Annotated in this window: 25 protein-coding genes; 8 read left to right on the forward strand and 17 right to left on the reverse strand. The window is 68.2% G+C overall.

Annotated features, from left to right (window positions below; translation table 11 throughout):
- Positions 1-22: 22 nt before the first annotated feature.
- On the reverse strand, positions 23-694 hold the full coding sequence (locus FB381_RS11345) for a potassium channel family protein (RefSeq protein ID WP_141780393.1): 672 nt from the start codon (positions 692-694) through the stop codon (positions 23-25).
- Positions 694-1,356, reverse strand: coding sequence for a potassium channel family protein (locus tag FB381_RS11350; protein WP_141780394.1), 663 nt, complete (start codon positions 1,354-1,356; stop codon positions 694-696). Before FB381_RS11350 ends, FB381_RS11345 begins: the two co-directional genes overlap by 1 nt.
- 130 nt (positions 1,357-1,486) lie before the next feature.
- On the opposite strand from FB381_RS11350, the gene FB381_RS11355 reads away from it, so the two are divergent.
- A complete protein-coding gene (locus tag FB381_RS11355; protein ID WP_141780395.1) occupies positions 1,487-3,505 on the forward strand; it encodes an APC family permease in 2,019 nt (672 codons plus the stop codon).
- Entirely contained in the window at positions 3,502-4,689 is a 1,188-nt protein-coding gene (locus tag FB381_RS11360) for a class I SAM-dependent RNA methyltransferase (protein ID WP_141780396.1), read from the forward strand. The genes FB381_RS11355 and FB381_RS11360 overlap by 4 nt, the downstream gene beginning before the upstream one ends.
- Positions 4,690-4,698: 9 nt before the next feature.
- Here FB381_RS11360 and FB381_RS11365 read toward each other — a convergent pair whose 3' ends face one another.
- Positions 4,699-5,952, reverse strand: coding sequence for a nucleoside hydrolase (locus tag FB381_RS11365; RefSeq protein WP_170225134.1), 1,254 nt, complete (start codon positions 5,950-5,952; stop codon positions 4,699-4,701).
- 105 nt (positions 5,953-6,057) lie between these two features.
- On the opposite strand from FB381_RS11365, the gene FB381_RS11370 reads away from it, so the two are divergent.
- Positions 6,058-6,876, forward strand: a complete 819-nt coding sequence (locus tag FB381_RS11370; protein ID WP_141780398.1) for an arylamine N-acetyltransferase family protein — start codon at positions 6,058-6,060, stop codon at positions 6,874-6,876.
- Here the strand turns inward: FB381_RS11370 and FB381_RS11375 are convergent.
- Positions 6,869-7,297 carry a hypothetical protein gene (locus FB381_RS11375; RefSeq protein ID WP_141780399.1) on the reverse strand — a complete coding sequence of 143 codons (429 nt, stop codon included), beginning with the start codon at positions 7,295-7,297 and terminating at the stop codon, positions 6,869-6,871. The two genes, FB381_RS11370 and FB381_RS11375, sit on opposite strands and share 8 nt — an antisense overlap.
- Positions 7,284-7,655 (reverse strand): hypothetical protein, encoded by a 372-nt coding sequence (locus FB381_RS11380; protein ID WP_141780400.1) that lies wholly within the window; start codon positions 7,653-7,655, stop codon positions 7,284-7,286. The genes FB381_RS11375 and FB381_RS11380 overlap by 14 nt, the downstream gene beginning before the upstream one ends.
- Before the next feature lie 259 nt (positions 7,656-7,914).
- On the opposite strand from FB381_RS11380, the gene acnA reads away from it, so the two are divergent.
- A complete protein-coding gene (acnA, locus tag FB381_RS11385; protein ID WP_281285041.1) occupies positions 7,915-10,644 on the forward strand; it encodes an aconitate hydratase AcnA in 2,730 nt (909 codons plus the stop codon).
- Between the two features lie 148 nt (positions 10,645-10,792).
- Here acnA and FB381_RS11390 read toward each other — a convergent pair whose 3' ends face one another.
- Entirely contained in the window at positions 10,793-11,551 is a 759-nt protein-coding gene (locus tag FB381_RS11390) for an SDR family NAD(P)-dependent oxidoreductase (RefSeq protein ID WP_141780401.1), read from the reverse strand.
- 145 nt (positions 11,552-11,696) lie between these two features.
- On the opposite strand from FB381_RS11390, the gene FB381_RS11395 reads away from it, so the two are divergent.
- Positions 11,697-12,287 carry a TetR/AcrR family transcriptional regulator gene (locus FB381_RS11395; RefSeq protein WP_141780402.1) on the forward strand — a complete coding sequence of 197 codons (591 nt, stop codon included), beginning with the start codon at positions 11,697-11,699 and terminating at the stop codon, positions 12,285-12,287.
- A 34-nt stretch (positions 12,288-12,321) separates the two neighbouring features.
- Here FB381_RS11395 and FB381_RS11400 read toward each other — a convergent pair whose 3' ends face one another.
- Both FB381_RS11400 and FB381_RS11405 read right to left on the reverse strand, forming a co-directional pair.
- Positions 12,322-13,008 carry a hypothetical protein gene (locus FB381_RS11400; protein ID WP_141780403.1) on the reverse strand — a complete coding sequence of 229 codons (687 nt, stop codon included), beginning with the start codon at positions 13,006-13,008 and terminating at the stop codon, positions 12,322-12,324.
- Complete coding sequence (locus tag FB381_RS11405) at positions 13,005-13,232, reverse strand: hypothetical protein (RefSeq protein ID WP_141780404.1); 228 nt, start codon at positions 13,230-13,232, stop codon at positions 13,005-13,007. The genes FB381_RS11400 and FB381_RS11405 overlap by 4 nt, the downstream gene beginning before the upstream one ends.
- A gap of 86 nt (positions 13,233-13,318) precedes the next feature.
- Between FB381_RS11405 and FB381_RS11410 the strand changes: the two genes are divergently transcribed.
- On the forward strand, positions 13,319-13,624 hold the full coding sequence (locus FB381_RS11410; protein ID WP_141780405.1) for a thiamine-binding protein: 306 nt from the start codon (positions 13,319-13,321) through the stop codon (positions 13,622-13,624).
- Positions 13,625-13,655: 31 nt separating this feature from the next.
- On the opposite strand, the gene FB381_RS11415 is transcribed toward FB381_RS11410, so the two are convergent.
- The 8 genes from FB381_RS11415 to FB381_RS11450 all read right to left on the reverse strand — a co-directional run bounded on the left by FB381_RS11415 (position 13,656) and on the right by FB381_RS11450 (position 20,664).
- Entirely contained in the window at positions 13,656-14,282 is a 627-nt protein-coding gene (locus FB381_RS11415) for a protein TPRXL (RefSeq protein WP_141780406.1), read from the reverse strand.
- A gap of 2 nt (positions 14,283-14,284) precedes the next feature.
- Entirely contained in the window at positions 14,285-15,007 is a 723-nt protein-coding gene (locus FB381_RS11420; RefSeq protein WP_141780407.1) for a hypothetical protein, read from the reverse strand.
- Positions 14,994-15,662: a hypothetical protein gene (locus FB381_RS11425; RefSeq protein ID WP_141780408.1), complete on the reverse strand. Its 669-nt coding sequence runs from the start codon at positions 15,660-15,662 to the stop codon at positions 14,994-14,996. Before FB381_RS11425 ends, FB381_RS11420 begins: the two co-directional genes overlap by 14 nt.
- 8 nt (positions 15,663-15,670) lie before the next feature.
- Entirely contained in the window at positions 15,671-16,903 is a 1,233-nt protein-coding gene (locus FB381_RS23885; RefSeq protein ID WP_170225135.1) for a hypothetical protein, read from the reverse strand.
- Between the two features lie 44 nt (positions 16,904-16,947).
- Positions 16,948-17,250 (reverse strand): flagellar protein FlgN, encoded by a 303-nt coding sequence (locus FB381_RS11435; protein WP_141780409.1) that lies wholly within the window; start codon positions 17,248-17,250, stop codon positions 16,948-16,950.
- A 116-nt stretch (positions 17,251-17,366) separates the two neighbouring features.
- Positions 17,367-17,654 (reverse strand): WXG100 family type VII secretion target, encoded by a 288-nt coding sequence (locus FB381_RS11440; RefSeq protein ID WP_141780410.1) that lies wholly within the window; start codon positions 17,652-17,654, stop codon positions 17,367-17,369.
- A 187-nt stretch (positions 17,655-17,841) separates the two neighbouring features.
- Positions 17,842-18,333 (reverse strand): (2Fe-2S)-binding protein, encoded by a 492-nt coding sequence (locus FB381_RS11445; RefSeq protein ID WP_141780411.1) that lies wholly within the window; start codon positions 18,331-18,333, stop codon positions 17,842-17,844.
- 9 nt (positions 18,334-18,342) lie between these two features.
- Entirely contained in the window at positions 18,343-20,664 is a 2,322-nt protein-coding gene (locus FB381_RS11450) for a molybdopterin cofactor-binding domain-containing protein (protein ID WP_141780412.1), read from the reverse strand.
- A gap of 235 nt (positions 20,665-20,899) precedes the next feature.
- Here FB381_RS11450 and FB381_RS11455 point away from each other — a divergent pair, with 235 nt between their 5' ends.
- Positions 20,900-22,150, forward strand: coding sequence for a PucR family transcriptional regulator (locus FB381_RS11455; RefSeq protein WP_141780413.1), 1,251 nt, complete (start codon positions 20,900-20,902; stop codon positions 22,148-22,150).
- On the opposite strand, the gene FB381_RS11460 is transcribed toward FB381_RS11455, so the two are convergent.
- Positions 22,114-22,323 (reverse strand): hypothetical protein, encoded by a 210-nt coding sequence (locus tag FB381_RS11460; RefSeq protein ID WP_141780414.1) that lies wholly within the window; start codon positions 22,321-22,323, stop codon positions 22,114-22,116. The genes FB381_RS11455 and FB381_RS11460 overlap by 37 nt on opposite strands.
- 93 nt (positions 22,324-22,416) lie before the next feature.
- Here FB381_RS11460 and FB381_RS11465 point away from each other — a divergent pair, with 93 nt between their 5' ends.
- Positions 22,417-22,869 (forward strand): NUDIX domain-containing protein, encoded by a 453-nt coding sequence (locus tag FB381_RS11465; protein WP_141780415.1) that lies wholly within the window; start codon positions 22,417-22,419, stop codon positions 22,867-22,869.
- Positions 22,870-22,873: the final 4 nt, after the last annotated feature.

The following is a 22,873-nucleotide window of genomic DNA, read 5'->3' on the forward strand; positions in this document are numbered from 1 at the left end:
TGGTGTGGCCGGGTGGTGTGGCTCAGCCGCCGTGACCCGTCGGGGCCAGGAGCCGCTCGAGCTCGTCCTCCTTCTCGGTGGGCACGACGAAGAGGAGCTCATCGCCCTGCTCGAGAGGCTGCTCGGGGGTGGGCACGTAGACCTGGCCGTCGCGCAGGAGGGTGACCAGCGCGCAGTTCTCCGGGAACGGCACCAGGCCGGTCGGCTTGCCGACGTAGGGAGAGTCGGCGGGCAGGGTGATCTCGACCAGGTTGGCCTGGCCCTGGCGGAAGGTGAACAGACGCACCAGGTCGCCGACGGTGACGGCCTCCTCGACCAGCGCCGACATGATCCGTGGCGTCGAGACGTTGACGTCGACGCCCCAGGCCTCGGTGAAGAGCCACTCGTTGTTGGGGTGGTTGACGCGGCCCACGGTGCGCGGCACGCCGAATTCGGTCTTGGCCAGCAGCGAGCACACCAGGTTGGCCTTGTCGTCACCGGTCGCGGCGATGACCACGTCGCAGTTGTCGAGCCTGGCCTCCTCGAGCGAGGACAGCTCGCAGGCATCGGCCAGCAGCCACTCGGCGTCGGCGACCCGCTCGGGCTTGATCGCTGCAGGGTTCTTGTCGACCAGCAGCACCTCGTGGCCGTTGACGATCAGCTCGCTGGCGATGGAACGGCCCACGGCGCCGGCTCCGGCGATTGCTACGCGCATCAGTCGTCCTCCGGGCCGTTCTTGATGGACTTGTACGCCTGGTCGGTGTTCTCCTCGCGCATGACGATGTGGAGCACGTCGCCCTCCTGGATCACGCTCTCGCGCACCGGGATGATGCCCTCGCCGAGCCGGTCGATCCAGGCGATGCGGCTGCCGGACTGACGCTGGAACTTGATGGTGCGCTGGCCGACCCAGGCCTCGGGCAGGATGACCTGGTCGATCCGGATGGTGCCCGACATGTCACGGAAGTCGGGCTCGGTGCCGGCCGGCAGGAGCCGGCGGAGCACCTGGTCGGCGGTCCACTTCACGGTCGCGACGGTGCTGATGCCGAGGCGCTGGTAGACCTCGGCGCGGCCGGGGTCGTAGATGCGGGCGACGACCTGCTGGATGCCGAACTCCTCGCGCGCCACCCGGGCGGCGATGATGTTGGAGTTGTCGCCGCTGGAGACCGCCGCGAACGACTCGGCGCGCTTGATGCCGGCCTTGAGGAGCACCTCGCGGTCGAAGCCCATCCCGGAGACCTTGTCACCGTTGAACCCCGGGCCCAGCCGTCGGAACGCCTCGGGGTTCTGGTCGATGACGGAGACCGTGTGGTTGCGGTCCTCGAGGCTCCTGGCCAAGGTGGATCCGACGCGGCCACAACCCATGATCACTACGTGCACCGTGTCATGATTGCACTCGCCGAGGCTGCGCGTCGCCTACGCCCTCGAAGTTGGCGTGTTCGGGTTCGGGAACCCGTCCGGGCGATCCGGAAGCATATGGAAGCCGCGTTGTGCCGTAGCGTCTGCGGTTGTGGGTGTTGGTGATGTCTCCAAGCGGATCCTCATCGGTCGCAAGCTCCGCAGCTCGCAGCTGGGGGAGACGCTGCTGCCGAAGCGGATCGCGCTTCCCGTCTTCGCGAGCGACGCGCTCTCGTCGGTGGCCTACGCGCCCGACGAGATCTTCATCATGCTCGCTGTGGCAGGGGCTTCGGCGTACGCCTGGTCGTGGAAGATCGGCCTCGTCGTCGCCCTGGTGATGCTCACGGTGGTCACCTCCTACCGGCAGACGGTGCACGCCTACCCGAGCGGCGGTGGCGACTACGAGGTGGCGACCGTCAACCTCGGCCGTAACGCCGGTGTGACCGTGGCCAGCGCGCTGCTGGTCGACTACGTGCTGACCGTCGCGGTCTCGATCTCCAACGCCGCCCAGTACGCCGCCAGCGCCATCCCGCACCTGATCGGCCACGAGGCGCTGGTCGCCTCGATCGCGATCGTCGTGCTGACCGCCACCAACCTCCGAGGGGTGCGCGAGTCCGGCACCTTCTTCGCGATCCCGACCTACCTGTTCATGGCCGCGATCCTCGGCACCGGCCTCTACGGGCTGTTGTTGCTGCTCAACGGCAGCCTGCCGCAGGCAGAGAGCGCCAACCTCCGGATCCGACCGGAGGAGGGCTGGGAGGGCACGCTCAACCAGGTGGCGCTGGTCTTCCTGCTCGCCCGGGCGTTCTCCTCGGGGTGTGCGGCGCTGACCGGCGTCGAGGCGATCTCCAACGGCGTACCCGCCTTCCAGCGGCCGAAGAGCAAGAACGCCGCGACCACGCTGCTGCTCCTCGGCCTGATCGCGGTCACGATGATGATGAGCATCATCGTGCTCGCCAACCAGATGAGCATCCGCTACGTCGACCCGCATGCGCTGGAGAACCTCCGCACGGCCGGCGGCGGGGCGGTCCCGGCCGGCTACGAGCAGCACCCGGTGATCTCCCAGATCGCCGCCGGCGTCTTCCACGACTTCCCGCCGGGCTTCTACTTCGTCATCACCGTCACCGGCGTCATCTTGGTGCTCGCCGCCAACACCGCGTTCAACGGGTTCCCGGTGCTCGGCTCGATCCTGGCGCGCGACGGCTACGCGCCGCGGTCGCTGGGTGCGCGCGGCGACCGGCTCGCCTACAGCAACGGCATCATCTTCCTGGCGGTGCTGGCGATCGCCCTGATCGTGATCTTCGATGCGCAGACGACCAAGCTGATCCAGCTCTACATCGTCGGCGTCTTCGTCTCGTTCAACCTCAGCCAGCTGGGCATGATCCGCCACTGGACCCGCCACCTGGCCACCGAGCGCGACCCGAACGAACGACGCCGCATGCAGCGCTCCCGGGCGATCAACGCCTTCGGCCTCGGGATGACCTCGGTGGTGCTCGTGATCGTGCTGGTGACCAAGTTCCTCGCCGGCGCCTGGATCACGATCTTGGCGATGTCGTTCTTCTTCGTCGTCATGCTCGCGATCAAGCGTCACTACGACAGCGTCGCCCGCGAGCTGGCGGCCGACGAGTCCGACAAGGTGATGCCGACCCGGGTCCATGCGATCGTGCTGGTCTCCAAGCTGCACAAACCGACGCTGCGCGCGCTGGCCTTCGCCCAGGCCACCCGGCCCAACGCGCTCGAGGCCGTCACGGTCTCGACCACCGACTCCGACACCGCCGAGCTGCTCAAGCAGTGGGACGAGCGCAACCTGCCGATGCCGCTCAAGGTGCTCCACTCGCCCTATCGCGAGCTGATCCGACCGGTCGTGGAGTACGCCTCGGCGATCCGCAACGCCAACCCGCGCGGCGTCGTGGCCGTCTACATCCCCGAGTACGTCGTGGGCCGCTGGTGGGAGCAGCTGCTCCACAACCAGACCGCGCTGCGGCTCAAGGGGCGGCTGCTGTTCACCCCGGGCGTCATGGTCATCTCGGTGCCCTACCAGCTGGCATCCGGCAAGGAGCGCGCCGCCGAGATGCGCGAGGAGTACTGGCTGGCCCCCGGGCTGCGCCGAGGAAGCGACACACGACGATGAGCAGCACCCGCAGACCCGCCTCCCGCGGACGACGGCCGCGCGCGAAGGCCGCGAAGGGCATGTCCTACGTCGGGCGTCGCTTCGAGGTGGAGATCGGGCCGGTGGCCCACGGCGGCCACTTCGTGGCCCGGGTCGAGCTCGAGGACGCCTCGCGCGTCGTCTTCGTACGCCACGCCCTGCCCGGCGAGCGGGCCGTCGTCGAGATCACCGAGGGATCTGCCGGCGACAGGTTCTGGCGCGGTGACGCGGTCGAGACCCTCGAGGCGTCGACCGAGCGCGTCGCGCCTCCGTGCCCCTACGCCGGCCCCGGCCGCTGTGGTGGCTGCGACTTCCAGCACGTCGCGCTCCCGGCGCAGCGTGACCTGAAGGCCACGGTGGTGCGCGAGCAGCTGGTGCGCCTGGGCGGGCTCGACGCCGCCGACCCTCTGCTGGCCGACCTGGTCGTCGAGGCCGTGCCGGGCGACGTCGACGGGCTGCGCTGGCGCACCCGCCAGCGCTACGCCACCACTCCCGACGGCGGCCGCGGGATGAGGAAGTATCGCTCGCACGAGGTGATCCCCGTCGACGACTGCCTGATCGCCTCCCCTGAGGCGCGTGAGCCCGCCCGTGGCACCATCACCGAGCGGGTCGAGGTCGAGGGCACCGAGCACACCTTCAAGGTGGCTGCCGACGGCTTCTGGCAGGTGCACCCCGGTGCGCCCACGGCGTTGGTCTCCGCAGTGCTCGGCGCGCTCGCCCCAGAGCCCGGTGACACCGTCTTGGACCTCTACGCCGGTGTCGGTCTCTTCTCCGCGTTCCTGGCCGACCGGGTCGGTCCCGATGGGCAGGTCGTCGCCGTCGAGGGCGACCGCACCGCCTCCGCGCTCTCCACGGGCAACGTCGCGGGCGCCGAGGTTACGGCCGGCGACGTCGGCACGGTCGTGGCCGGCATGGGGGAGCGGTCGTTCGATCTCGTCGTGCTCGACCCGCCGCGCGAGGGCGCTCGCCGGAAGGTCGTCGACGCCGTCGCCGCCCGCTCGCCCCGGAAGGTGGCCTACGTCGCCTGCGACCCGGCCGCGCTGGCCCGCGACGTCGCGATCTTCGCCGAGCACGGCTACCGGCTGCGTACGCTGCGGGCCTTCGACCTCTTCCCGATGACGCACCACGTCGAGTGCGTCGCGCTGCTGACCAGAGAGCGACCCTGAACCGGGTGGTCAGCCGACCGGGGCCGTCCAGGTGGACTCGGGACCCATCACCAGGCGCTCCACGAGCCTGGTGAGCGAGTGATCGTCGTTGACCCCTGGCACGAGGGTGAGGCGTTCGTCGCGTGAGCCGGGCTCGTCGGTCCAGGTCGACGTACCCGACGACTCGAACCTCGCGCGACCCTTCGTGGTGTCGAAGAAGTCACCGCGGCCGCGAGCCAGGTAGAGCAGGGCGATCTCGTCGTAGGCCGGGTCGGTCTTGGCGACGTGCGGATCGACGAGGTTGGAGCCGGCGTTGTTGACGTAGTAGCCCATCCGGACAGGGTGGTGGGCCGAGAGCCGGTTGTAGGCAGTGCCCGCCGGCACCCGCCAGCCCTGCTCGTTGCCGACGAACGTCTTGGGGACCCCCAGCCGGTCGAGGCGCTCGAACACGCCCTGGGTGAGGCCCGGATACCAGGCGTGCGCGTTGTACTCCGCGCCCACGCCGTTGCTGGAGGATGCGTGCTGGGAGACGGTGAGCGGGAAGAACGCGTTGGGCGGGTGGTTGCCGTACTCGGCTCGGTAGTAGGCGAGGTCGGCGGCCGTCATCGGCTTGCCGAAGGCGCCGATCATCATCACGAACCGGCCGACCTTCTTGCGCACCAGGTCGGCGCCGCTCAGCGGAGAGGCCGCGTCGGGCCCGGAATTGAGCAGCGCCTTGATGTTGTAGAGCTGCCCGGCGGTCATGATGGTGACGCTGTGGTCCTCCTGGGCGGCCAGCAGCCGGCGGTAGAGCCGGACGCTGTCGGGAACCTCGGCAAAGGTCTTCGGGTGCCACGACGCGTAGTGCGCCGCGATGGTACGGCTCGCCGGGAACATCGTGTGTGCCACCTGGGACGCGGGCCGGACGAACCGGTCATAGCCTCGGTCCGTGCGGTCCTTGAAGGTGCCGATCGGGATCCGGTGGCCGTACCAGCGGTTGAAGACGTCGACGACCTCGACGTTGGAGCGCTCCGGCATCGTGCCCATGATGCCGAGCAGGTTGATCTCGTTGGTCTCGTGCAGGTGGTGGAGCATCGCCAGGGTGCTGAAGTCGCACGGGTCCGGACCGACGTCGCCGTCGAAGATCACCGCCGGGGCGGGGCGCCGGTGCGCGTCCGCAGCGCCTGGTCCGGCACCGTGAGCGCTCGCGTGTGCGGCGTCGCCGCCGGAGGCGTTGGCCGGGGGAGCCACCGTGCCTGCTGCCACCAGCGCGAGAGCACCGGCCAGAACTAGAACACGTTTCATGTCTGGTTCAACGGCGGTGCGCATGATTCGCTACGTCCCATACGGCCGTCGCGCGGGCGGGCGATATCGGTTGCGCGTCGCGGGGATCGGCGTTGAGATGTGGCCGTGACCGATGACCTGTGGCGCACCGATCGACTCGACCTGACCGCGTATCTGGACCGGATCGGGGTCAGCCGGCCGCCCGAACCGTCGCGGTCGGCGCTGGAGGAGATCTACGACGCCCACCTGCGCACCTTCACCTTCGACAACATCGACGTGCTGCTCGACCAGCATCCCGGGGTCGACCTGCCCGAGGTGGCGAAGAAGTTCGTCGGCCGGGGGAGAGGCGGCTACTGCTTCGAGCACGGCACGCTGTTCGCGGCGGTGCTGGAACGGCTGGGCTACGCCGTCGAGAGGCGTCTTGCCCGGGTCGGCGTCGACCCGACCGAGGCGGGGCGTACGCATCTGGTGGCGGTCATCGACATCGACGGCGTGCGGCTGCTCGCCGATCCTGGGTTCGGGCTGAGCGTGTGGAGGCCGATCCCGCTGGTCGACGGTGCGACCGACGAGGTCGGCGGCATCACCCACGGCGTGCGCTGGACCGAGCACGGCTGGGCGCTTCAGCGCGCGAAGGGCGACGGGTGGGACCGGATGCACACCCATGACGAGGCGCTGGTGGTGCCCAGCGACGTCGCGATCGGCCATCACTTCACCAGCACCCATCCCACCGTGCACTTCCGTCACCGGATGATCGTGACCAAGCTCCTCGGTGACAGGCACGTCAGCCTCACCCACGAGGCCGTCACCGTCCGTCGTGAGGGGGAGGAGACCGAGCATCGCGAGATCGGCCTCGACGAGGTCATGGCCTACCTCGACGAGCTCGAGGTGCCGCTCACCGGTGATGAGTGCACACGCCTGCGCGCGAGGCTCGAGACGCTCAGCTGACGTCGTCGGCGACGGCCTTCATCGACATCGTCGCGTCCTCGGAGAGATCGGTGATCAGCTGCCGACGGTCGAGCACCGCCTCGTCCAGCTGAGGGCCGAGAGAGCTCAGGAGCTCGCCGGTCGTGGTGGTCGGCACGGCGTTGAGCATGTGGCGCCCGCGCCTGCCCGAACCGGGAACCACGCGAGCGAGAGCGCCGGCCATCGACCGGGTCGCTTCCGCGAACGGTGCCGTGATCGGGTCGGTGATCGTGCCGAGCCAGTCATCGGCCCGCATCGCCTCGGCATGCGACGTGCGCACCTTCAGATCCCCGAGGCGTACGTCGTCGAGGGCCCGTTCGAGCCGGCGCCGCTCTGCGAAGGCGAGGCCCACGACGACGCCGGCGCCGACGGCGGCCAAGAGCGCGAGGCTAGCGATCAGCATGGACCTTGACCTCCGCCACGACGCCCTCGTCGGCCAGGCGCTCGCGCAGCGACTCCGCAGCCTGCTCGTAGACCATCTTCGAGAGCAGCGCGGGGCGCACCCGGTGGAGCATCGTGGCCACCTTGGTCTGGGCGGAGGCCAGCTCGAGCGGGTTGAGGATGCGGATGCTCAGCAGTCTGTCCGCCGGCGGAAGCTCGCCGTAGGCGCCGCGCGGAGCCGACATGTCAGCCTGCTCGAGTCGCCACAGCAGTCCGATGGTCTCTGCGCGCAGCGTCTTGTTGGCACGTTGCAGGCGCCAGGCGACGACGGCCGCGGCCAGGGCGATCACGAGCGCCAGGACGGCGATCAGGGTGCTCAAGGCTCTCCTTGCCTCTCGGTTCCGAGGAGCCGAGGCTCGTCGGGGTCGTGCGGTCGGGGCCCATCATGAAGCATCCGAGGATCGCTGTCAGCGGCGGTGGTCACAACGGCGTACGTCGGGGTGATTCGAATTGTCGTTCGACATCGTGTATCTTGATATCAAGAGATCGGCGGCGAGTGTAGCCGCAAAGGTTAGGTGAGCCTTCGTTTTCCGGGCACGGGGTGCCGGGGCAGGATGGGGCTCACAAGGCTTTATATGTATGAACGTCACTGTGGACGCGAGCAAGGAGATGAACGCGTTGGCCAGCAAGGACAGCTTCGGTGCCAAGAGCACCCTGGACGTGGACGGTAAGTCCTACGAGATCTTCCGCCTGGATGCGGTCAAGGGTGAGGGCCTCGACGTTGCGTCGCTGCCCTTCTCGCTGAAGGTGCTGCTGGAGAACCTCCTGCGCACCGAGGACGGCGCGAACATCACCGCCGACGACATCAAGGCGCTCGCCGGGTGGGACCAGACCGCGGAGCCGGACAAGGAGATCCAGTACACGCCGGCGCGCGTGATCATGCAGGACTTCACCGGCGTGCCGTGCATCGTCGACCTGGCGACCCTGCGGGAGGCGGCCGCCGACCTCGGTGGCGACCCGACCAAGATCAACCCGCTCTCGCCGGCCGAGATGGTCATCGACCACTCCGTGATCGCCGAGGTCTTCGGCACCCCGGAGGCGTTCGAGAAGAACGTCGAGATCGAGTACGAGCGCAACCGCGAGCGCTACCAGTTCCTGCGCTGGGGCCAGACCGCCTTCGAGGACTTCAAGGTTGTCCCGCCGGGCACCGGCATCGTCCACCAGGTCAACATCGAGCACCTCGCCCGCACCGTCTACACCCGCGAGGTCGACGGCGAGCTGCAGGCCTACCCCGACACCTGCGTCGGCACCGACTCCCACACCACGATGGTCAACGGCCTGGGTGTGCTCGGCTTCGGCGTCGGCGGTATCGAGGCCGAGGCCGCGCTGCTCGGCCAGCCGGTCTCCATGCTGATCCCGCGTGTGGTCGGCTTCAAGCTCCACGGCGACCTGCCCGAGGGCTCGACCGCCACCGACCTGGTGCTCACCATCACCGAGATGCTGCGCAAGCACGGTGTGGTCGGCAAGTTCGTCGAGTTCTACGGCGCCGGTGTGACCGCGCTGCCGCTGGCCAACCGCGCCACCATCGGCAACATGTCGCCCGAGTTCGGCTCCACGATCGCGATCTTCCCGGTCGACGAGGAGACCATCAACTACATGCGCCTCACGGGCCGCTCCGAGGAGCAGCTCGCGCTGGTGGAGAAGTACGCCAAGGAGCAGGGCCTCTGGCACGACCCCGACGCCGAGCCGCGCTTCTCCGAGACCCTCGAGCTCGACCTCTCCACGGTCGTGCCCTCGATCGCCGGCCCGAAGCGCCCGCAGGACCGCGTCCAGCTCACCGACGCCAAGGCGTCCTTCGAGGGCCACCTGCCGACGTACACCTCGCAGGCCGACGCCAAGGTCCCGGTCAAGCTGGCCGACGGCTCCGAGTTCGAGCTGGAGAACGGCGCGGTCACGATCGCCTCGATCACCTCCTGCACCAACACCTCCAACCCGTCGGTCATGATCGGCGCCGCGCTGCTGGCGAAGAAGGCCGTCGAGAAGGGCCTGACCCGCAAGCCGTGGGTCAAGACCACGCTCGCCCCGGGCTCCAAGGTCGTCACCGACTACTACGACAAGGCCGGGCTGACCCCCTACCTGGAGAAGGTCGGCTTCAACCTCGTCGGCTACGGCTGCGTGACCTGCATCGGCAACTCGGGCCCGATCATCCCCGAGGTCTCCGCCGCGGTGAACGACAACGACCTCGCCGTCGTCTCGGTCCTCTCCGGCAACCGCAACTTCGAGGGGCGCATCAACCCCGACGTGAAGATGAACTACCTCGCGTCGCCGCCGCTGGTCATCGCCTACGCCCTGGCCGGCAACATGAACATGAACCTCTTCGAGGACTCCCTCGGCAAGGACAAGGACGGCAACGACGTCTTCCTCAAGGACATCTGGCCGACCCCGGCCGAGGTCGAGGAGACCATCGCCACCGCCATCGACTCCGACATGTTCACCAAGGACTACGCCGACGTCTTCGCGGGCGACGAGCGCTGGCAGAACCTGCCGACCCCGACCGGTGACACGTTCACCTGGGACGAGGAGTCGACCTACGTCCGCAAGGCGCCCTACTTCGACGGCATGGAGAAGGCTCCCTCGCCGGTCTCGGACATCGAGGGTGCGCGCGTCCTGCTGAAGCTGGGCGACTCGGTCACCACCGACCACATCAGCCCCGCGGGCAACATCAAGAAGGACTCGCCCGCCGGTCGGTACCTGGTCGAGCACGGTGTCGAGCAGCGTGACTTCAACTCCTACGGCTCGCGCCGAGGCAACCACGAGATCATGATCCGCGGCACCTTCGCCAACATCCGGATCAGGAACAAGATCGCGGGCGCCGACGCCGAGCTCCCCGAGGGCGGCTACACCCGCGACTTCACCCAGGCCGACGGCCCGGTGTCGTTCGTCTACGACGCCGCGCAGAACTACGCCGCCGCCGGCACCCCGCTGGTGGTGCTCGGTGGCAAGGAGTACGGCTCCGGCTCCTCGCGTGACTGGGCCGCCAAGGGCACCTCGCTGCTGGGCGTCAAGGCGGTCATCACCGAGTCGTTCGAGCGCATCCACCGCTCCAACCTGATCGGTATGGGTGTCATCCCGCTGCAGTTCCCCGCGGGGCAGAGCGCCGACACCCTCGGCCTGACCGGTGAGGAGACCTTCTCGATCTCCGGCATCACCGCGCTCAACGAGGGCACGACGCCGAAGACGGTCAAGGTCACCACCGACACAGGTGTCGAGTTCGACGCGGTCGTCCGCATCGACACCCCCGGTGAGGCCAACTACTACCGCAACGGCGGCATCCTGCAGTACGTGCTCCGCCAGCTCGTCGGCAACTGACCGATCGGCTCGACTGCGAGACGATCGCAGAGCTGAGACCTGGTTTCGCTCGCAGGTCTCGTGCAAGCGCTCCTGTCAGGCTCCTGGCCTGACAGGGGCGCTTGTGTTCGGTGCTGGTCCGAGTGTCCGGTACGTCTCCGCCCGCCCGTCAGGGGTAGACCTGGACCTCGCCGCCGTCGACGAACAGCTCGCTGCCCGTGATGAAGCTGGACTGGTCCGATGCCAGGAAGAGCACGGCGTTGGCGATCTCCGCCGGGTCGGCGGCGCGCCGAAGCGGCGTGCTGCTCGCCATCTCGTCGAGGAGCACGCCCGCTCGCTCTGGGCTCTCGGCGAGGCCGCGGAGGCCCGGGGTGTCGGTGGGGCCGGGCACCAACGTGTTGACGCGCAGCCCGCGTGGCGCGAGCTCGGCAGCCCAGACCCGGCCGAACTGCCTGATGGCCGCCTTGGTGGCGGAGTAGACGCCGAAGCCGGCGGTGCCGCGGTGTGCTGAGCTGGAGCCGGTGAGCACGATGCTCCCGCCGTCGTTCAGCAGCGGGAGCGCCTTCTGGACGGTGAAGGCGGTGCCACGCAGGTTGATCCCGAAGGTGTGGTCGAAGGCCTCGGGCGTCAGCGTGTCGAGGGGTTGGTTCGCTTCGCCGCCGCCTGCGTTCGCGAAGAGGATGTCGAGGCGATCTCCGTCTGCGGCGATCCGGTCGAACAGCCTGTCGAGGTCATCCAGGTCGGAGACATCGTTCTGGATCGCGATGGCCTGGTCGCCCAGATTCTGGGCCGCGGCGTCGAGCACCTGCGTTCGGCGTCCGGTGAGGTAGACGCGCGCGCCCTCGGCGATGAAGCGCTCGGCCGTGGCGAGCCCGATGCCCGTGCTCGCGCCCGTGACCAAGGCTGTCTTGTCGGTGAGCTGACCCATGAGTAGTCGTCCTCGGTGGTGTGGTGGGTGAACCGCCGGTGCGGCGGGTGGTGACGGTCGGGGTCGCGTACGAAATCAGTTGTTGACCGTCCGGTCCACAATAGGCATAGTGGACCGAACGGTCAACAACTCGTATGCTGGGCGGATGGCAAGGCCACGGCAGTTCGACGAGGACACGGTGCTGCGCTCGGTCTGTGACCAGTTCTGGGACGCGGGCTACGCGGCGACCTCGCTCCAAGACCTCATGCGAGTCAGCGGCCTGGGTAAGGGGAGCCTCTACGCCGCCTTCGGCGACAAGCACGAGCTCTTCCTCCGGGTGCTGCGCCTCTACGTGGCATCGCTCGACCACGCGGTGCGTGGGGTGATCGACTCGGCTCCACGCGCGGTCGACGCGCTGCGTTCGTTCGTGATGATGCCGGTGGACGATCCCACGGGCGGGGCCGCCCGGCGCGGCTGTCTGCTCGCCAACAGCGCCACCGAGCTTGCTTCCGCCGACCCAGCCGTCGCCGCGGAGGCGCGGCGAGCCTACGAGGGGATCACAGCGGTGCTGACCGAGGGTGTGCGGCGGGCTCAGGTCGAGGGTGACCTGAGCGCCTCCGCCGACCCCGTCAGCCTCGCCCGGGCGCTGCTGACGACGCAGCAGGGCCTGACGTTCATGGGCCGCACCGGGATGGATGCCGAGACGCTGGAGGCCACCGCACACTCGCTGGCGGCCCAGCTTCTACCCACACGCTGATCCGTGGCCCGCGACGATCGAGCTCGGCCTGGGGTCAGGTCAAGGAGACGATCCGGGCTCGGCTGGCGTCGCTCAGGGCGGCGAGGAGGGCCTCTCCGGCATCGCCGTGATCCGAGGTGGCGGCAGCGATCTCGGTGACCGTGGGGTCGGGGAGGCCGGCGAGGATCGGGTCGACCACCGACGGCTCGTCAATGAAGAGCGCGAGCTGGAGGATGTCGCTGCCCGAGGCGCCCTCGACGACCTTCAGGGAGGTCTCGGCGCCGACGACGCCGGTGAACCTGGCCAGGGTCAGCAGGTGTCCCTGAGCCATCAGCCGGCGGCCGACCTCGATCACGAGCGAGCGGTCGAGCTTGTCGATGATGCCCGCGACGCGGCTCGGATCGAGGTGGACGGACAGGTCGGCGAGGAACTCCGGCCTCAGATGACCGGCCAGCTTGGCGGCATCGGACGGATCCATCACCGCGGCCACGCGTGCGCTGAGCATGGGCCCCATCGCGATCTCGGAGATCTTCGCGGTGACGGCAGCGGGCAGCTTGTTGCTGACCGCGGCCAGTCGCTTCACGCGGGCCTCGTGCCGGCTGAACATAGCGTGGGACACGATCGCCCGGAGATCGCGAAGATCATCGGGGGCGGTGGGGGAGAGGAAGGCGAGCTCGGTCTCCTCGACCCGCATCTCGTGGGCGAGCTTGGTGATCTCCAGCGAGCTGGTGAGCGCGGTCATCGGGCACCTCCGAGCATCTTCTGGACGACTCCACGCAGCATCTTCGGCACGAGCTTCAGCGCCTCGTCGAGGGAGGCCTCGAAGGCCTCGTCCTCGGCTCTCATCGCGTCGCGGAGCAGATCGTCGAAGCGACCCAGCTGCTGGTCGTCGTACGCCTCCAGGGGTGCGATCCGCGTAGCGGGCACTCCCAGCGTGGCAGCGAGCCGGTCGATTCCCTCACTCATCGATTCCTTCCCGCCGGTGAAGCGCCTTCGGCCCCCGGCGGCGCCACTATATGCGGGCCTGTGTCGGGTGTGGATAGTGTTTCGACATGCTCGTCGCCTTCTCGATCGCTCCCACCACGACCGACGACCCCGACGCCTCGGTCGCCGCCTCGGTGACCGAGGCGGTCCGCATCGTCCGTGAGTCCGGACTGCCCAACGAGACCAACGCCATGTTCACCAACCTCGAAGGCGAGTGGGACGAGGTGATGGGTGTCATCAAGCAGTGCGTGGACGCCGTCGCCGCGGTGTCGTCCCGGGTGAGCCTGGTCGTCAAGGCCGACATCCGGCCCGGCCACGAGGGCCAGCTGACGGCCAAGGTCGAGCGGGTCGAGTCGGCGCTGCGTCAGCGCTGACCCGGCCTGTCCGCTCGTGCGGGCCCACGCCTCAGACCTTCCAGCGCAGCGTGGAGATGCACGAGTCGAACGCGAACTTCCAGGCCTTCACCTTGTCGTCGTCGGCCGACATCTCGACCGGGCGACCGAACGAGGCGACGAACTGCAGGGCACGCTTCCGCCCTGATCCGGGAATCGGCGTCAGGTAGACCAGCGAGGTCTGGGCGATCGTGGCGTCCTGCATCGTCACCGTCTTCTCGCGCTCGTAACGCATGAACCGGACATCGCCGAACAACGGCGCCGCACCGAAGTCCCGCATGAGCGCCTTGATCGTGGTGTCCAGACTCTCGCCGGCCGCCGAGCGGCGCTCGGAGACGACGATCGAGCCCGGGATCACGACCTTGTCCTCGTCTGCTCCGGTGGCGGCGAAGAAGGCCAGCACACCTTCCTGCTTCATCTTCTCGTAGGACTCATCGATCATCGAGCGGACGGTGGCGTACAGGTCCGGGCGGTGCAGATCCATGAAGCGTCGCTTGATGCGAGCGTCCAGATGCGTCTTGTCCGCATCGCTGCCGCTGTGTCGCTCCCACCCAGGCAGCAGCTTGATCTCGAACTCGGGAACAGCGGCCGCTCCGCCGAGCAGGTCCTTGACCGACATTGAGGTGGTATCAGTAGCCATGTTCACTCGATTCTGCGTCCGACGAGCGACCCCAGCGGGCGCTCGGTGGCCTTGTTCGCCTGGCGGATCTTGATCAGCTTCCGCTCGGCGAGCTTGGTCAGGGCTGCTGCGCGCTGCGCCAGCAGCGTGTTGCGGTCGTCGTCGCTCAGCGCGGTGAGGTCGACGTCGGGAAAGGGGGCTGTGGAGCCCGCGACGAGAAAGAGGAGGAGCCCGATCAGCGACACGACCAGGGCGGCGAGCACCACGATCGTCACCGAGCCGCCTTCCAGCTGGCCGGGTCGAGCCCAGAGCTGGATCAGAGTGAGGATCGAGCACACCGCGACCGCACCGGCACGGATGAGGTCGCTCTCGACCGACCGCCGACCCAGCCGCACCCAGCCGGCGATGTGCACCAGCTGGCACAGCGCGGCGATCGAGAACGTCACGACCGCGATCATGTTCTCGGTCGAGGAGCCAAAGTCGTAGTCGCGGTAGCCACGGCCGAAGAAGCCGCCTGCCCAGAAGGACGTCATCCCCAGGATCGGCGAGAACATCGAGATCACGGCGAAGGCCTTGAACGCCATCGACCGCTCCCCGAGGAACGCCCAGCAACCACGACTACGGTGGCGCCGGTCGAGGACGAAACCAGCTCGGTCGAGGACGGCCTGCTCCGCGTCGCTGGGTTCGTGCGGCTCGGTCGCGCCGACCGACGCCGCCCACGCTGTGGCGTCCTTATGCAGAGTCATCGAGCGGTGCCCACTCCTCGATGTCGGTGCGGGCGAGACCGTCGAACGGTTCGCCCACGAAGAGACTCCCGTCCGGGCGCCTCAGCTCCAGCGTCTGCAGGAGGGACTGGAGGCCACCGAGCATGTGCATGAACCAGTCGGCAGGCACCGGATCGACGGAGACGACGACGGAGTCGGAGCCCTGGTTGAAGACCCAGCTCGCGCTGACGAACGGCATCGAACCGTTGCCGCCGTCCATGGCGACCTCGGCACTCTGCACGCACTGGGCACCGGAGCCGATGAGCGCACCGTCGTAGCGGATCACGTCGAAGTCGGCCTCCGTCCACAGCGCCAGGGAGACCGTCGGGAGGACACGTACGTGGACGCCGACGGCAGCCGGGACCTGGACCGGCCAGTAGAGAAGACTCAAGGCCTCCTGCGGGGCTCGCATCTGCTGCGCCGCGGTCAGGATCTGGCTGATCTCCGCGCGGACCTCCGGCCCGGTCTCGCCCTGCCAGAAATCCTCGACCTCCGCGATCGCCACGTCGGGCCATGGCTGGCCCGAGTCGTTGCCAGGCGGCGGCACCTCGACCCAGCCGGGGGTGGCGACGTCGGTGGCCACGTGCCACTGGGTCGTCTCGTCTCGCCGGCCCGCGCCGGCTCCGGAATCAGCCATGGCGGACATCACGACCACGGGAGGGTGATGATGTTGGCCGGGAACTCTGACTTCCAGTTCTCCGCGTCGCTGCCCGCTTCACCCGCGATCAGGTAGCCCCAGTTGTTGTAGGTGAACAGCTGGCCGGCGGTGCCGTGGAAGACCTCCCACTTGCCCTTGGTGTTCTTGAAGCCCTCCCAGCCGCCTCTGAAGGCCCCCGGGACGACACCGCTGACCTCGTCCGCGGTCTTGCCGGTGAGCGAGCTCACGCCGATGTCCTTCAACGTCTTGAATCCGAACGGCTTGGAGAAGTCGAACTGCTGCACGAAGGAGCGCCCGAACGACTTCCCGAACCCGGTGGCACCGCCGACGAACTTGCCGCTCCACTTACCGAAGGTGCCCGCGCCGCGGGCGGCACCGTAGGTGAAGCCCTTCGACATGGCGGTGCCTATTCGGCTGATGTTTCCCACCGGTATCACCGCCAGGGCCGCGAAGATGACATCGGTCCACTCGCCTTCTCCTGCGGCGGCCTGGATGAACTTCCCGACCAGAGTCACGGCGGAGACGATCAGAGCGAGCGCCGCGAACGGGCCGGCGAAGATGATGGCCAGCACACCGAGTGCGAGAGCGATCCACTCCAAGACCTCGAGAAACTTCGAGAGGAACTCCCAGAAGCCGTCCTTGATCGAGCCGGAGAGCCCGTCGGAGATGCCGTCGACCGCCTCGTCGAAGCCTTCTTCCCAGGCGTCGTACCAGGTGTCGAAGCGCTCGGCCTCGTTCTCCCAGTTGTCGTAGGCGTCCTTCTTGGCCTGGTTCTCGCCGGCCTCCTGCTCGGTGGTGTCGCCCTCGCCCGAGCCGTCACCCTCCTTGGCGAGGCTCTCGTCCTTGTCGCCAGGAAGGGTCGCGTAGATGTTCCAGAGATCGGCGCAACTGGCGGCCGAGCCGTCGATCCGCGGCTTGTTGGTCTCGAGCATCTCGCCGTACTTGACGATCACCGGGCCCACCGGCTTGTAGAGGTCGGCGGCCTCCTCCAGCGTCTCGTACGAGTCGTCGATGGACTCCTGGAGCGACTCGACCGCCTTGCCGGCCTGCGCCTCGCCGGCGAAGCTGTTCTCCTTGATCTCCCGCAGCGTGACCGCCGCGGTGTCCATCATCTCGCCGAGCTCTGTGATCTTGTTGCCACGGTCGATGACCCCCGAGGGGTTGCCCTCGACCGACCTGATCTCGCGCCCCTTCGGGGAGCTCGGCATACCGCCAGCCATGATTGTTCCTTTCCGAGAAGAGCGATGAGACGGGACAGGTCGCCCTACGGTTTCTTGGGTTCGAAGGCAAGGCCTGCCTCGGTGTCCCACTCCCCGAAACCGTCGATGATGTCCTTGAGGTGCTTGCCGACCTTCTCAAGGCTGTCCTTGAGCTCGTCGCGTTTGATGTCCCAACGCTCCTCGAAGTCCCTGGCCTTGCTGCGCAGCGTGGACATGTCGAAGGGGTCGCCGATGTCGGACTCCAGCTCTTCGGAGTTGCCCGAGGCGTTCTCGAACTCCTCGACGATCGCGTCGATCGAGGTCTTCACCTTCTCGAGCTCTGACATCTTGATGAAGACGTCTGGCATGGCCTGATCCTTACTCGTTGCCGGAGAACGCCGTCGTGAGGTCTCGGCGCGGCGATTGTGGGCTCACAGAGGTGGTGGGCCAGCGCTGCTGGCCCACCACGTCACCGGAGAGAGGATCAGCCGCCGGCGAGCTGGCTGTCGAGGTCCTGGATGGCCGTGGCCATGTCGCGCAGCGACTGAGCCATGTCCTCGACACCACCGATGGCGTCCTTGAGACCCGTGGTCATCTCGGTGTAGCCGTCCTGGAACTTGCCCGAAGCCTTCTCGGTCTTGAACCCGTCCTGAACGAGCTCGTCGACGTAGCCCTGGCACTCGTCAAGAGCGGACTCGATGGTGTCCTTGCCCTGGTCGAGCTTGTCGGCCGCACCGGTCATCTCGTCGTATGTTGCACCGAAGTCAGTCATCGATCATTACCTTCCCGAGGTCTGTCACTACGTCACGCCCTGGCGAGGGCGAGCGCAACGTTAGTGCACGGAGTCGGCCTGCGGGAGAGACACGGACGTGCCGGTTGCCATGTTCACCAGTTCGTAATGTCGGCGGCGGGGCGAGGCCGGATCACCGACCTCGCCCCGCCGCGTCGTACGACCGGACCTAGAGGCCCCGGGCCATCGCTTCCTGCCCGGTCTTGATGGCCTCGCGGATGCGGGAGTAGGTGCCGCAGCGGCAGACGTTGCGGATGGTGTCGAGGTCGGCCTCGGAGATCGCTCGTCCCTCCTTGCGTACCTTGTTGACCAAGGCCACCGCGGCCATGATCTGGCCGGGCTGGCAGTAGCCGCACTGGGCGACGTCGTGCTCGAGCCAGGCATCCTGCATCGGATGCAGACCGTCACCGGGTGCGGTGTCGGCGAGCCCCTCGATGGTGGTGATCTTGTCGTCGGCGCTGATGTCGGAGACACGGACCGAGCACGGGTTGAAGGCCTTGCCGTTGATGTGGCTGGTGCAGGCCTTGCAGACGTTGATGCCGCAGCCGTACTTGGGTCCGGTGACACCGAGCACGTCGCGCAGCACCCACAGGATGCGTACGTCGTCCTCGACGTCGACGGTGACGGTCTCGCCGTTGAGCTGGAAGGTGTGTGAAGGCATTGGGGGACCTCAGAACGTGTGGGAGAGGCCGTCGGTCGGCGACTCGGGGACGGACGGGACGAAGGGCTTGGGCTCGAAGTGGAGCGGCTCGCGGAAGTTGATCGGGAACTCCGTCGGCATCTCACCGGTGGCACGGCCGTAGGCACAGGCGACGGCCGCCATCGAGGCGGCGACGCCTGCCTCTCCGACACCGCCGGGCTGGCTGCCGTGCGATTCCATCACCTCGCACTGGAAGTCGAACGGGGTGTTCCACTGACGGGTGTAGGCCGAGTTGTCCCAGCTGGCTTCGAGGAACTGGCCGTCGACCAGGTGGTTGCTGTAGGTCAGCGCCTGGCACATGCCGTCGGAGAAGCCGCCCATCATCTGCGCCTTGACCCCCATCGGGTTGATCACCACGCCGACATCGGCGACGACGACGGCCTTGGTGACCCGCGGGCCGGTGACGGCGTCGCGCACCTCACGGTTGACCGTCTCGGGGCGGCAGTCGAGCTCGACGAGCACGGCGGTCGCGCCCTTGTACTCCTTGTGGATGGCGATGCCCTGTGCGGTGCCGGCCGGCATCGTGCGGCCCCAGTCACCGAGCTCGGCGGCCCGGTCGAGCACCTTCTTGACCACGTCGCTCTTGAGGTAGCGGCGCCGGAAGGCAACCGGGTCCAGCTTCATCTTCTTGGCGAGCTGGTCGACCATCAGCTCGCTGGCGGTGGCGACGTCAGGGGAGTAGATGTTGCGCACCGAGCTGGTGTTGAACCGGTCGACCGAGGGTTTCGGCTCGTTGAGCAGCTGGGTGATGACCCCGAAGTTGTAGGGCAGCTCGGTGGCGAGCATGAAGATCGACTCCGAGAAGCTCAGGTTCGACAGGCCGGTCGGAAGCGCGGCCGCCTCCGCGGTCAGCCGCTCGCCGAGTCCGTGGGTGAAGTCGGTGGCCACGCTGGCGTGACGCTGCTCGAAGGTGAGCACACCCCCGGCCAGGGTCGTGGCCCGGATCCGGGAGACCGACATCGGGTGCACGCGGCCCTGACGGGGCTCGTCGGCCCGGTGCCACATCAGCTTCACCGGAGCACCGAACGCCTTGGAGGCGTGCGCGGCCTCGAGAGCGGCGTCGAAGAACAGCTTGCGCCCGAAGGAGCCACCGCCCTGGACCACGTGCACCTTCACGTCGGTCGGCAGCAGGCCGAGGGCGCCGGCGATCTTCTCCTGCGCGGTGATCGGCGACTTGAGACCGCCCCAGATGGTGGCCTTCCCGTCGCGCACGTCGGCGACGGCGCAATTGGGCTCGAGCGCCGATCCGCTGCGGAAGTGGAAGGTGAACTCACCATCGACGGAGGTGGCGCCGAGCTTGGGTGCGACGAGCGGGATCTGCCCGGCCTTGAGCTCTTTGCGGACGTCCTTGGCCGACATCGTCGTGACGGTGCCGGAGTTCCAGGTGACCTTCAGCGCGCGTACGGCATCGATGCACTGACCGAAGGTCTTGGCCCGCACCGCGACACCTGTCGGGATGATCTCGACGTGGGTGACGCCCGGCATCTTCTCGACGTCGCCCTTGTTGTCGATCGAGTGCGCGGTGCCGTTGAGCTCGGGTGCGCGGCACACCATCGTGGGCAGTGCGTCCGGCACGTCGAGGTCCATCGCGAACTTCTTCTTGCCGGTGACCGCCTCGAGCGCGTCGACACGGCGATGCGGCTTGCCGACGACGGCGTTCTCGGAGGTCGGCTTGAGGTCGACCTCGACCTTCTCGGTCGTGGGCTTGGCCGCCTTGGCGGCCGCCTCGCCGTAGGTCACCGAGGAGCCGCCCGGTGCGCTGATCACGCCGCCCTTGGCGACGAGCTGGGCCACCGTGGTGCCGAGCAGGATCGCGCCTGCCTCGAGCAGCGCCTTGCGGGCGATGGCGGCAGCGACTCGTACGGGCGTGTACATCGACACGATGGTGTTGGAGCCACCGGTCAGCTGGTTGAAGAGCAGCTCGGGGCGGGCCGGCGCGAGCGTGACGTGCACGTCGTCGACCGCGAGGTCGAGCTCATCGGCGATCAGCATGGCCATGGCGGTGGTGATGCCCTGGCCGACCTCCATCCGGGGCAGCGCGAAGTGGGCGTGGCCCTTTTCGTCGACCTCGATCGCGATCAGGTTCGAGGTGGGCATGGCGCAGTGGCTGAGGAAGTCGTTGAGATCGTAGATCTCCGGCACCTGCGGAACCGACGGCACCGGCGCCGCGTTGGCCGCGGTCGGTGCCAGGCCCAGGTCGGCCGCGGCGATCAGGGTCGCGCCGCCGATCACGTAGCCGACGAACGAACGTCTGGAGACCCGAGAAGGTCCCTCAGCGGAATGGTTCTCCATGGTGTGTTCACTCCTGGTTGGGGCAGGCCGAGATTTTTGTGACCCCCGACACTTAGCACCATTCAGCAGTGGTGGCGCGTTTGGGAAGGGCGCGTCGGGAAATGTGTGAGGTCGCTATAAATCGGCTGGTGACAGCCTATAAATGGGCTCCGATGCCGGGCCGGGTATCGCGTTTTGTTGTCAGGTCACCAGAATGTGACGTGCTGTGCCCACGAGCAGCACGAGGGAGGCAACGATGAGCACCGAGCCGATCCGCCGCATCGTCGCCGGCGTCCGCGAAGGGCTGCCGGCCACCGTCGAGGTCTTCCTGGAGCGCACGTGGGATCAGGTGCCTGCCTACGTCGCCAGCCCCGACCCGGGTCTGCGTGAAGATGTCGCCGACCATGCAGAGGCCGTCTTCAGGGCGGTTCTCACCACCTTGGAGGAGGGGCGCGGCGCCCTACGGGAGGACTTCTACCTGAGCCCTGGGCAGGCAGCCAACCGGGTGCGTCAGGGCATCGCGCTCGCCGACTTCCTGCACGCGTTCCGGATCGGCCAGGTGGCGCTGTGGGAGAGCATCGTCGACGTCGCCGCCCAGGACCCGGAGACCGAGCGTGCGGTGCTGCCCGCGGCCACGCATGTGATGCAGGTGATCGAGGTCGGCAGCACGGTGGCGGCCGAGGCCTATCTCGACTCCCAGCAGACGGTGCTGGCCGAGGGTGACCGGGTGCGGCGAGACCTCGTCGAGGATCTGCTGGCCGGCCGCGAGGTGCCGGTGGGCCCGAGGCTCGACATCGCCCGCTCGTGCGGGCTCGAGCGCGAGGGGAGGGCCGCTGTGCTGGTGGCTGTGCCGTCGCATCCGCTGCGCGTCGGCGAGAGCCTGCGAGAGATGCTTCGGGTCGTACGCACCGAGCTGGGCCCGACGCAGGAGGGCCTCGCGGTGATCCGGCAGGAGCAGATGATCGGGATCCTGCCGATGACGAGCGACGACATCGAGGCCCTCGTGCCCGACCTACGCCGCGTGCACGAGCGCCTCGCGCGCCAAGGTGTCGAGCTGACGGTCGGCATCAGCACCGTCCACACCGGATGGTCCGGCGTGCCGGCTGCCTACGCCGAGGCCGGGATCGCTCGCGGCTCGCTGGGTGAGGCTCCCGGCGTGGTGGCGTTGTCGATGCTGTCGACCGTCGACTACCTGGTGCTGCGCGATGACCCGATCGCGCGCCGGGTCATCCGTCAGCGGCTGCGCGAGTTCGTGCTCGACGACCTGGCGCGCGACGGCGCGATGATCGAGACGCTGCAGGCCTACGTCGCCAGCGACCTCAACGCCAAGCTCGCCGCCGAGCGCATGCACATGCACGTCAACACCGCCTACTACCGGCTCGATCGGATCGCGCAGCGCACGGGCTGCGACCTGCGCCGGTTCGCCGACGTCGAGGAGCTGGTCTTCGCGGTGCGGCTACTCGCCGGGCCTCAGCTGGCGGCCGACTTCCGGCCGAAGAACCAGTAGGTGGCCGCACCGAGGAGGTTGGTGCTGCCCCACAGCCGCCACAGCGCTCGCGGCCCGCGGATCTCGCTGTCGGAGCGCTTCTGCAGGTCGCGGAGGACCACGGGCGCGACGGCCGCCTGAGCCAGGACGGCGCCGGTGCTGAGGATCGCCTTCTGCTTCTTCGTCATTGCCATGTTGTCAGTCTTTGCTGTCGGTTGCCGTCAGTCAAGGACGAACGTCTCGGGCGTGTGCGGCTCGCTTCGGCCGAGACACTAGGCTCGCTCCTCATGACCGAGTTCGCTGCCGTGATCCTTGTCGACCCAGGTGGCTGGGTGCTGCTCCAGGAGCGTGACGAGCATCCTCGGATCGCGCCGGAGAAGTGGTCGTTCTCCGGTGGGCACCTCGAGCCGGCCGAAGACCCGCTGGCCGGCGCTCTGCGGGAGCTCGAGGAGGAGACCGAGGTGCGGCTGCGGCCCGACGACCTGGAGCCGGTCACCGTGCTCGACGTGCATCATCCCGAGACCGGCACCGACGACAAGATCCATCTCTACGCTGCCGCCGTCGGCCTCACCGACGCCGACATCGTGTGCCACGAGGGCCGTCAGATCGTCTTCGTCGATCCGGCGAAGGCGCTTGACCTGGACCTCAGCGACCAGGCCCGGCTCGGACTGGGTCAGTTCCTCGGATCGGCCCAGCACGCGGCGCTATCCGAGTCGGCGGGCCTCAGGGTGGAGACGTAGAATC

Origin of the sequence: Nocardioides albertanoniae (assembly GCF_006716315.1) — a bacterium.
GTDB classification, from domain to species: Bacteria; Actinomycetota; Actinomycetes; order Propionibacteriales; family Nocardioidaceae; genus Nocardioides; species Nocardioides albertanoniae.

What these genes read in the sequence shown, in the direction of transcription:
- FB381_RS11420 (WP_141780407.1), bottom strand. Translation starts at nt 15,007, where the DNA reads ATGACTCTGCATAAGGACGCCACAGCGTGGGCGGCGTCGGTCGGCGCG.
- FB381_RS11360 (WP_141780396.1), top strand. Translation starts at nt 3,502, where the DNA reads ATGAGCAGCACCCGCAGACCCGCCTCCCGCGGACGACGGCCGCGCGCG.
- FB381_RS11460 (WP_141780414.1), bottom strand. Translation starts at nt 22,323, where the DNA reads ATGGCAATGACGAAGAAGCAGAAGGCGATCCTCAGCACCGGCGCCGTC.
- FB381_RS11455 (WP_141780413.1), top strand. Translation starts at nt 20,900, where the DNA reads ATGAGCACCGAGCCGATCCGCCGCATCGTCGCCGGCGTCCGCGAAGGG.
- FB381_RS11440 (WP_141780410.1), bottom strand. Translation starts at nt 17,654, where the DNA reads ATGACTGACTTCGGTGCAACATACGACGAGATGACCGGTGCGGCCGAC.
- FB381_RS11435 (WP_141780409.1), bottom strand. Translation starts at nt 17,250, where the DNA reads ATGCCAGACGTCTTCATCAAGATGTCAGAGCTCGAGAAGGTGAAGACC.
- FB381_RS11345 (WP_141780393.1), bottom strand. Translation starts at nt 694, where the DNA reads ATGCGCGTAGCAATCGCCGGAGCCGGCGCCGTGGGCCGTTCCATCGCC.
- FB381_RS11445 (WP_141780411.1), bottom strand. Translation starts at nt 18,333, where the DNA reads ATGCCTTCACACACCTTCCAGCTCAACGGCGAGACCGTCACCGTCGAC.
- FB381_RS11375 (WP_141780399.1), bottom strand. Translation starts at nt 7,297, where the DNA reads ATGCTGATCGCTAGCCTCGCGCTCTTGGCCGCCGTCGGCGCCGGCGTC.
- FB381_RS11415 (WP_141780406.1), bottom strand. Translation starts at nt 14,282, where the DNA reads ATGGCTACTGATACCACCTCAATGTCGGTCAAGGACCTGCTCGGCGGA.
- FB381_RS11450 (WP_141780412.1), bottom strand. Translation starts at nt 20,664, where the DNA reads ATGGAGAACCATTCCGCTGAGGGACCTTCTCGGGTCTCCAGACGTTCG.
- FB381_RS11410 (WP_141780405.1), top strand. Translation starts at nt 13,319, where the DNA reads ATGCTCGTCGCCTTCTCGATCGCTCCCACCACGACCGACGACCCCGAC.
- FB381_RS11400 (WP_141780403.1), bottom strand. Translation starts at nt 13,008, where the DNA reads ATGACCGCGCTCACCAGCTCGCTGGAGATCACCAAGCTCGCCCACGAG.
- FB381_RS11395 (WP_141780402.1), top strand. Translation starts at nt 11,697, where the DNA reads ATGGCAAGGCCACGGCAGTTCGACGAGGACACGGTGCTGCGCTCGGTC.
- FB381_RS11365 (WP_170225134.1), bottom strand. Translation starts at nt 5,952, where the DNA reads ATGAAACGTGTTCTAGTTCTGGCCGGTGCTCTCGCGCTGGTGGCAGCA.
- FB381_RS11390 (WP_141780401.1), bottom strand. Translation starts at nt 11,551, where the DNA reads ATGGGTCAGCTCACCGACAAGACAGCCTTGGTCACGGGCGCGAGCACG.
- FB381_RS11465 (WP_141780415.1), top strand. Translation starts at nt 22,417, where the DNA reads ATGACCGAGTTCGCTGCCGTGATCCTTGTCGACCCAGGTGGCTGGGTG.
- FB381_RS11425 (WP_141780408.1), bottom strand. Translation starts at nt 15,662, where the DNA reads ATGGCTGATTCCGGAGCCGGCGCGGGCCGGCGAGACGAGACGACCCAG.
- FB381_RS11405 (WP_141780404.1), bottom strand. Translation starts at nt 13,232, where the DNA reads ATGAGTGAGGGAATCGACCGGCTCGCTGCCACGCTGGGAGTGCCCGCT.
- FB381_RS23885 (WP_170225135.1), bottom strand. Translation starts at nt 16,903, where the DNA reads ATGGCTGGCGGTATGCCGAGCTCCCCGAAGGGGCGCGAGATCAGGTCG.
- acnA (WP_281285041.1), top strand. Translation starts at nt 7,915, where the DNA reads ATGAACGTCACTGTGGACGCGAGCAAGGAGATGAACGCGTTGGCCAGC.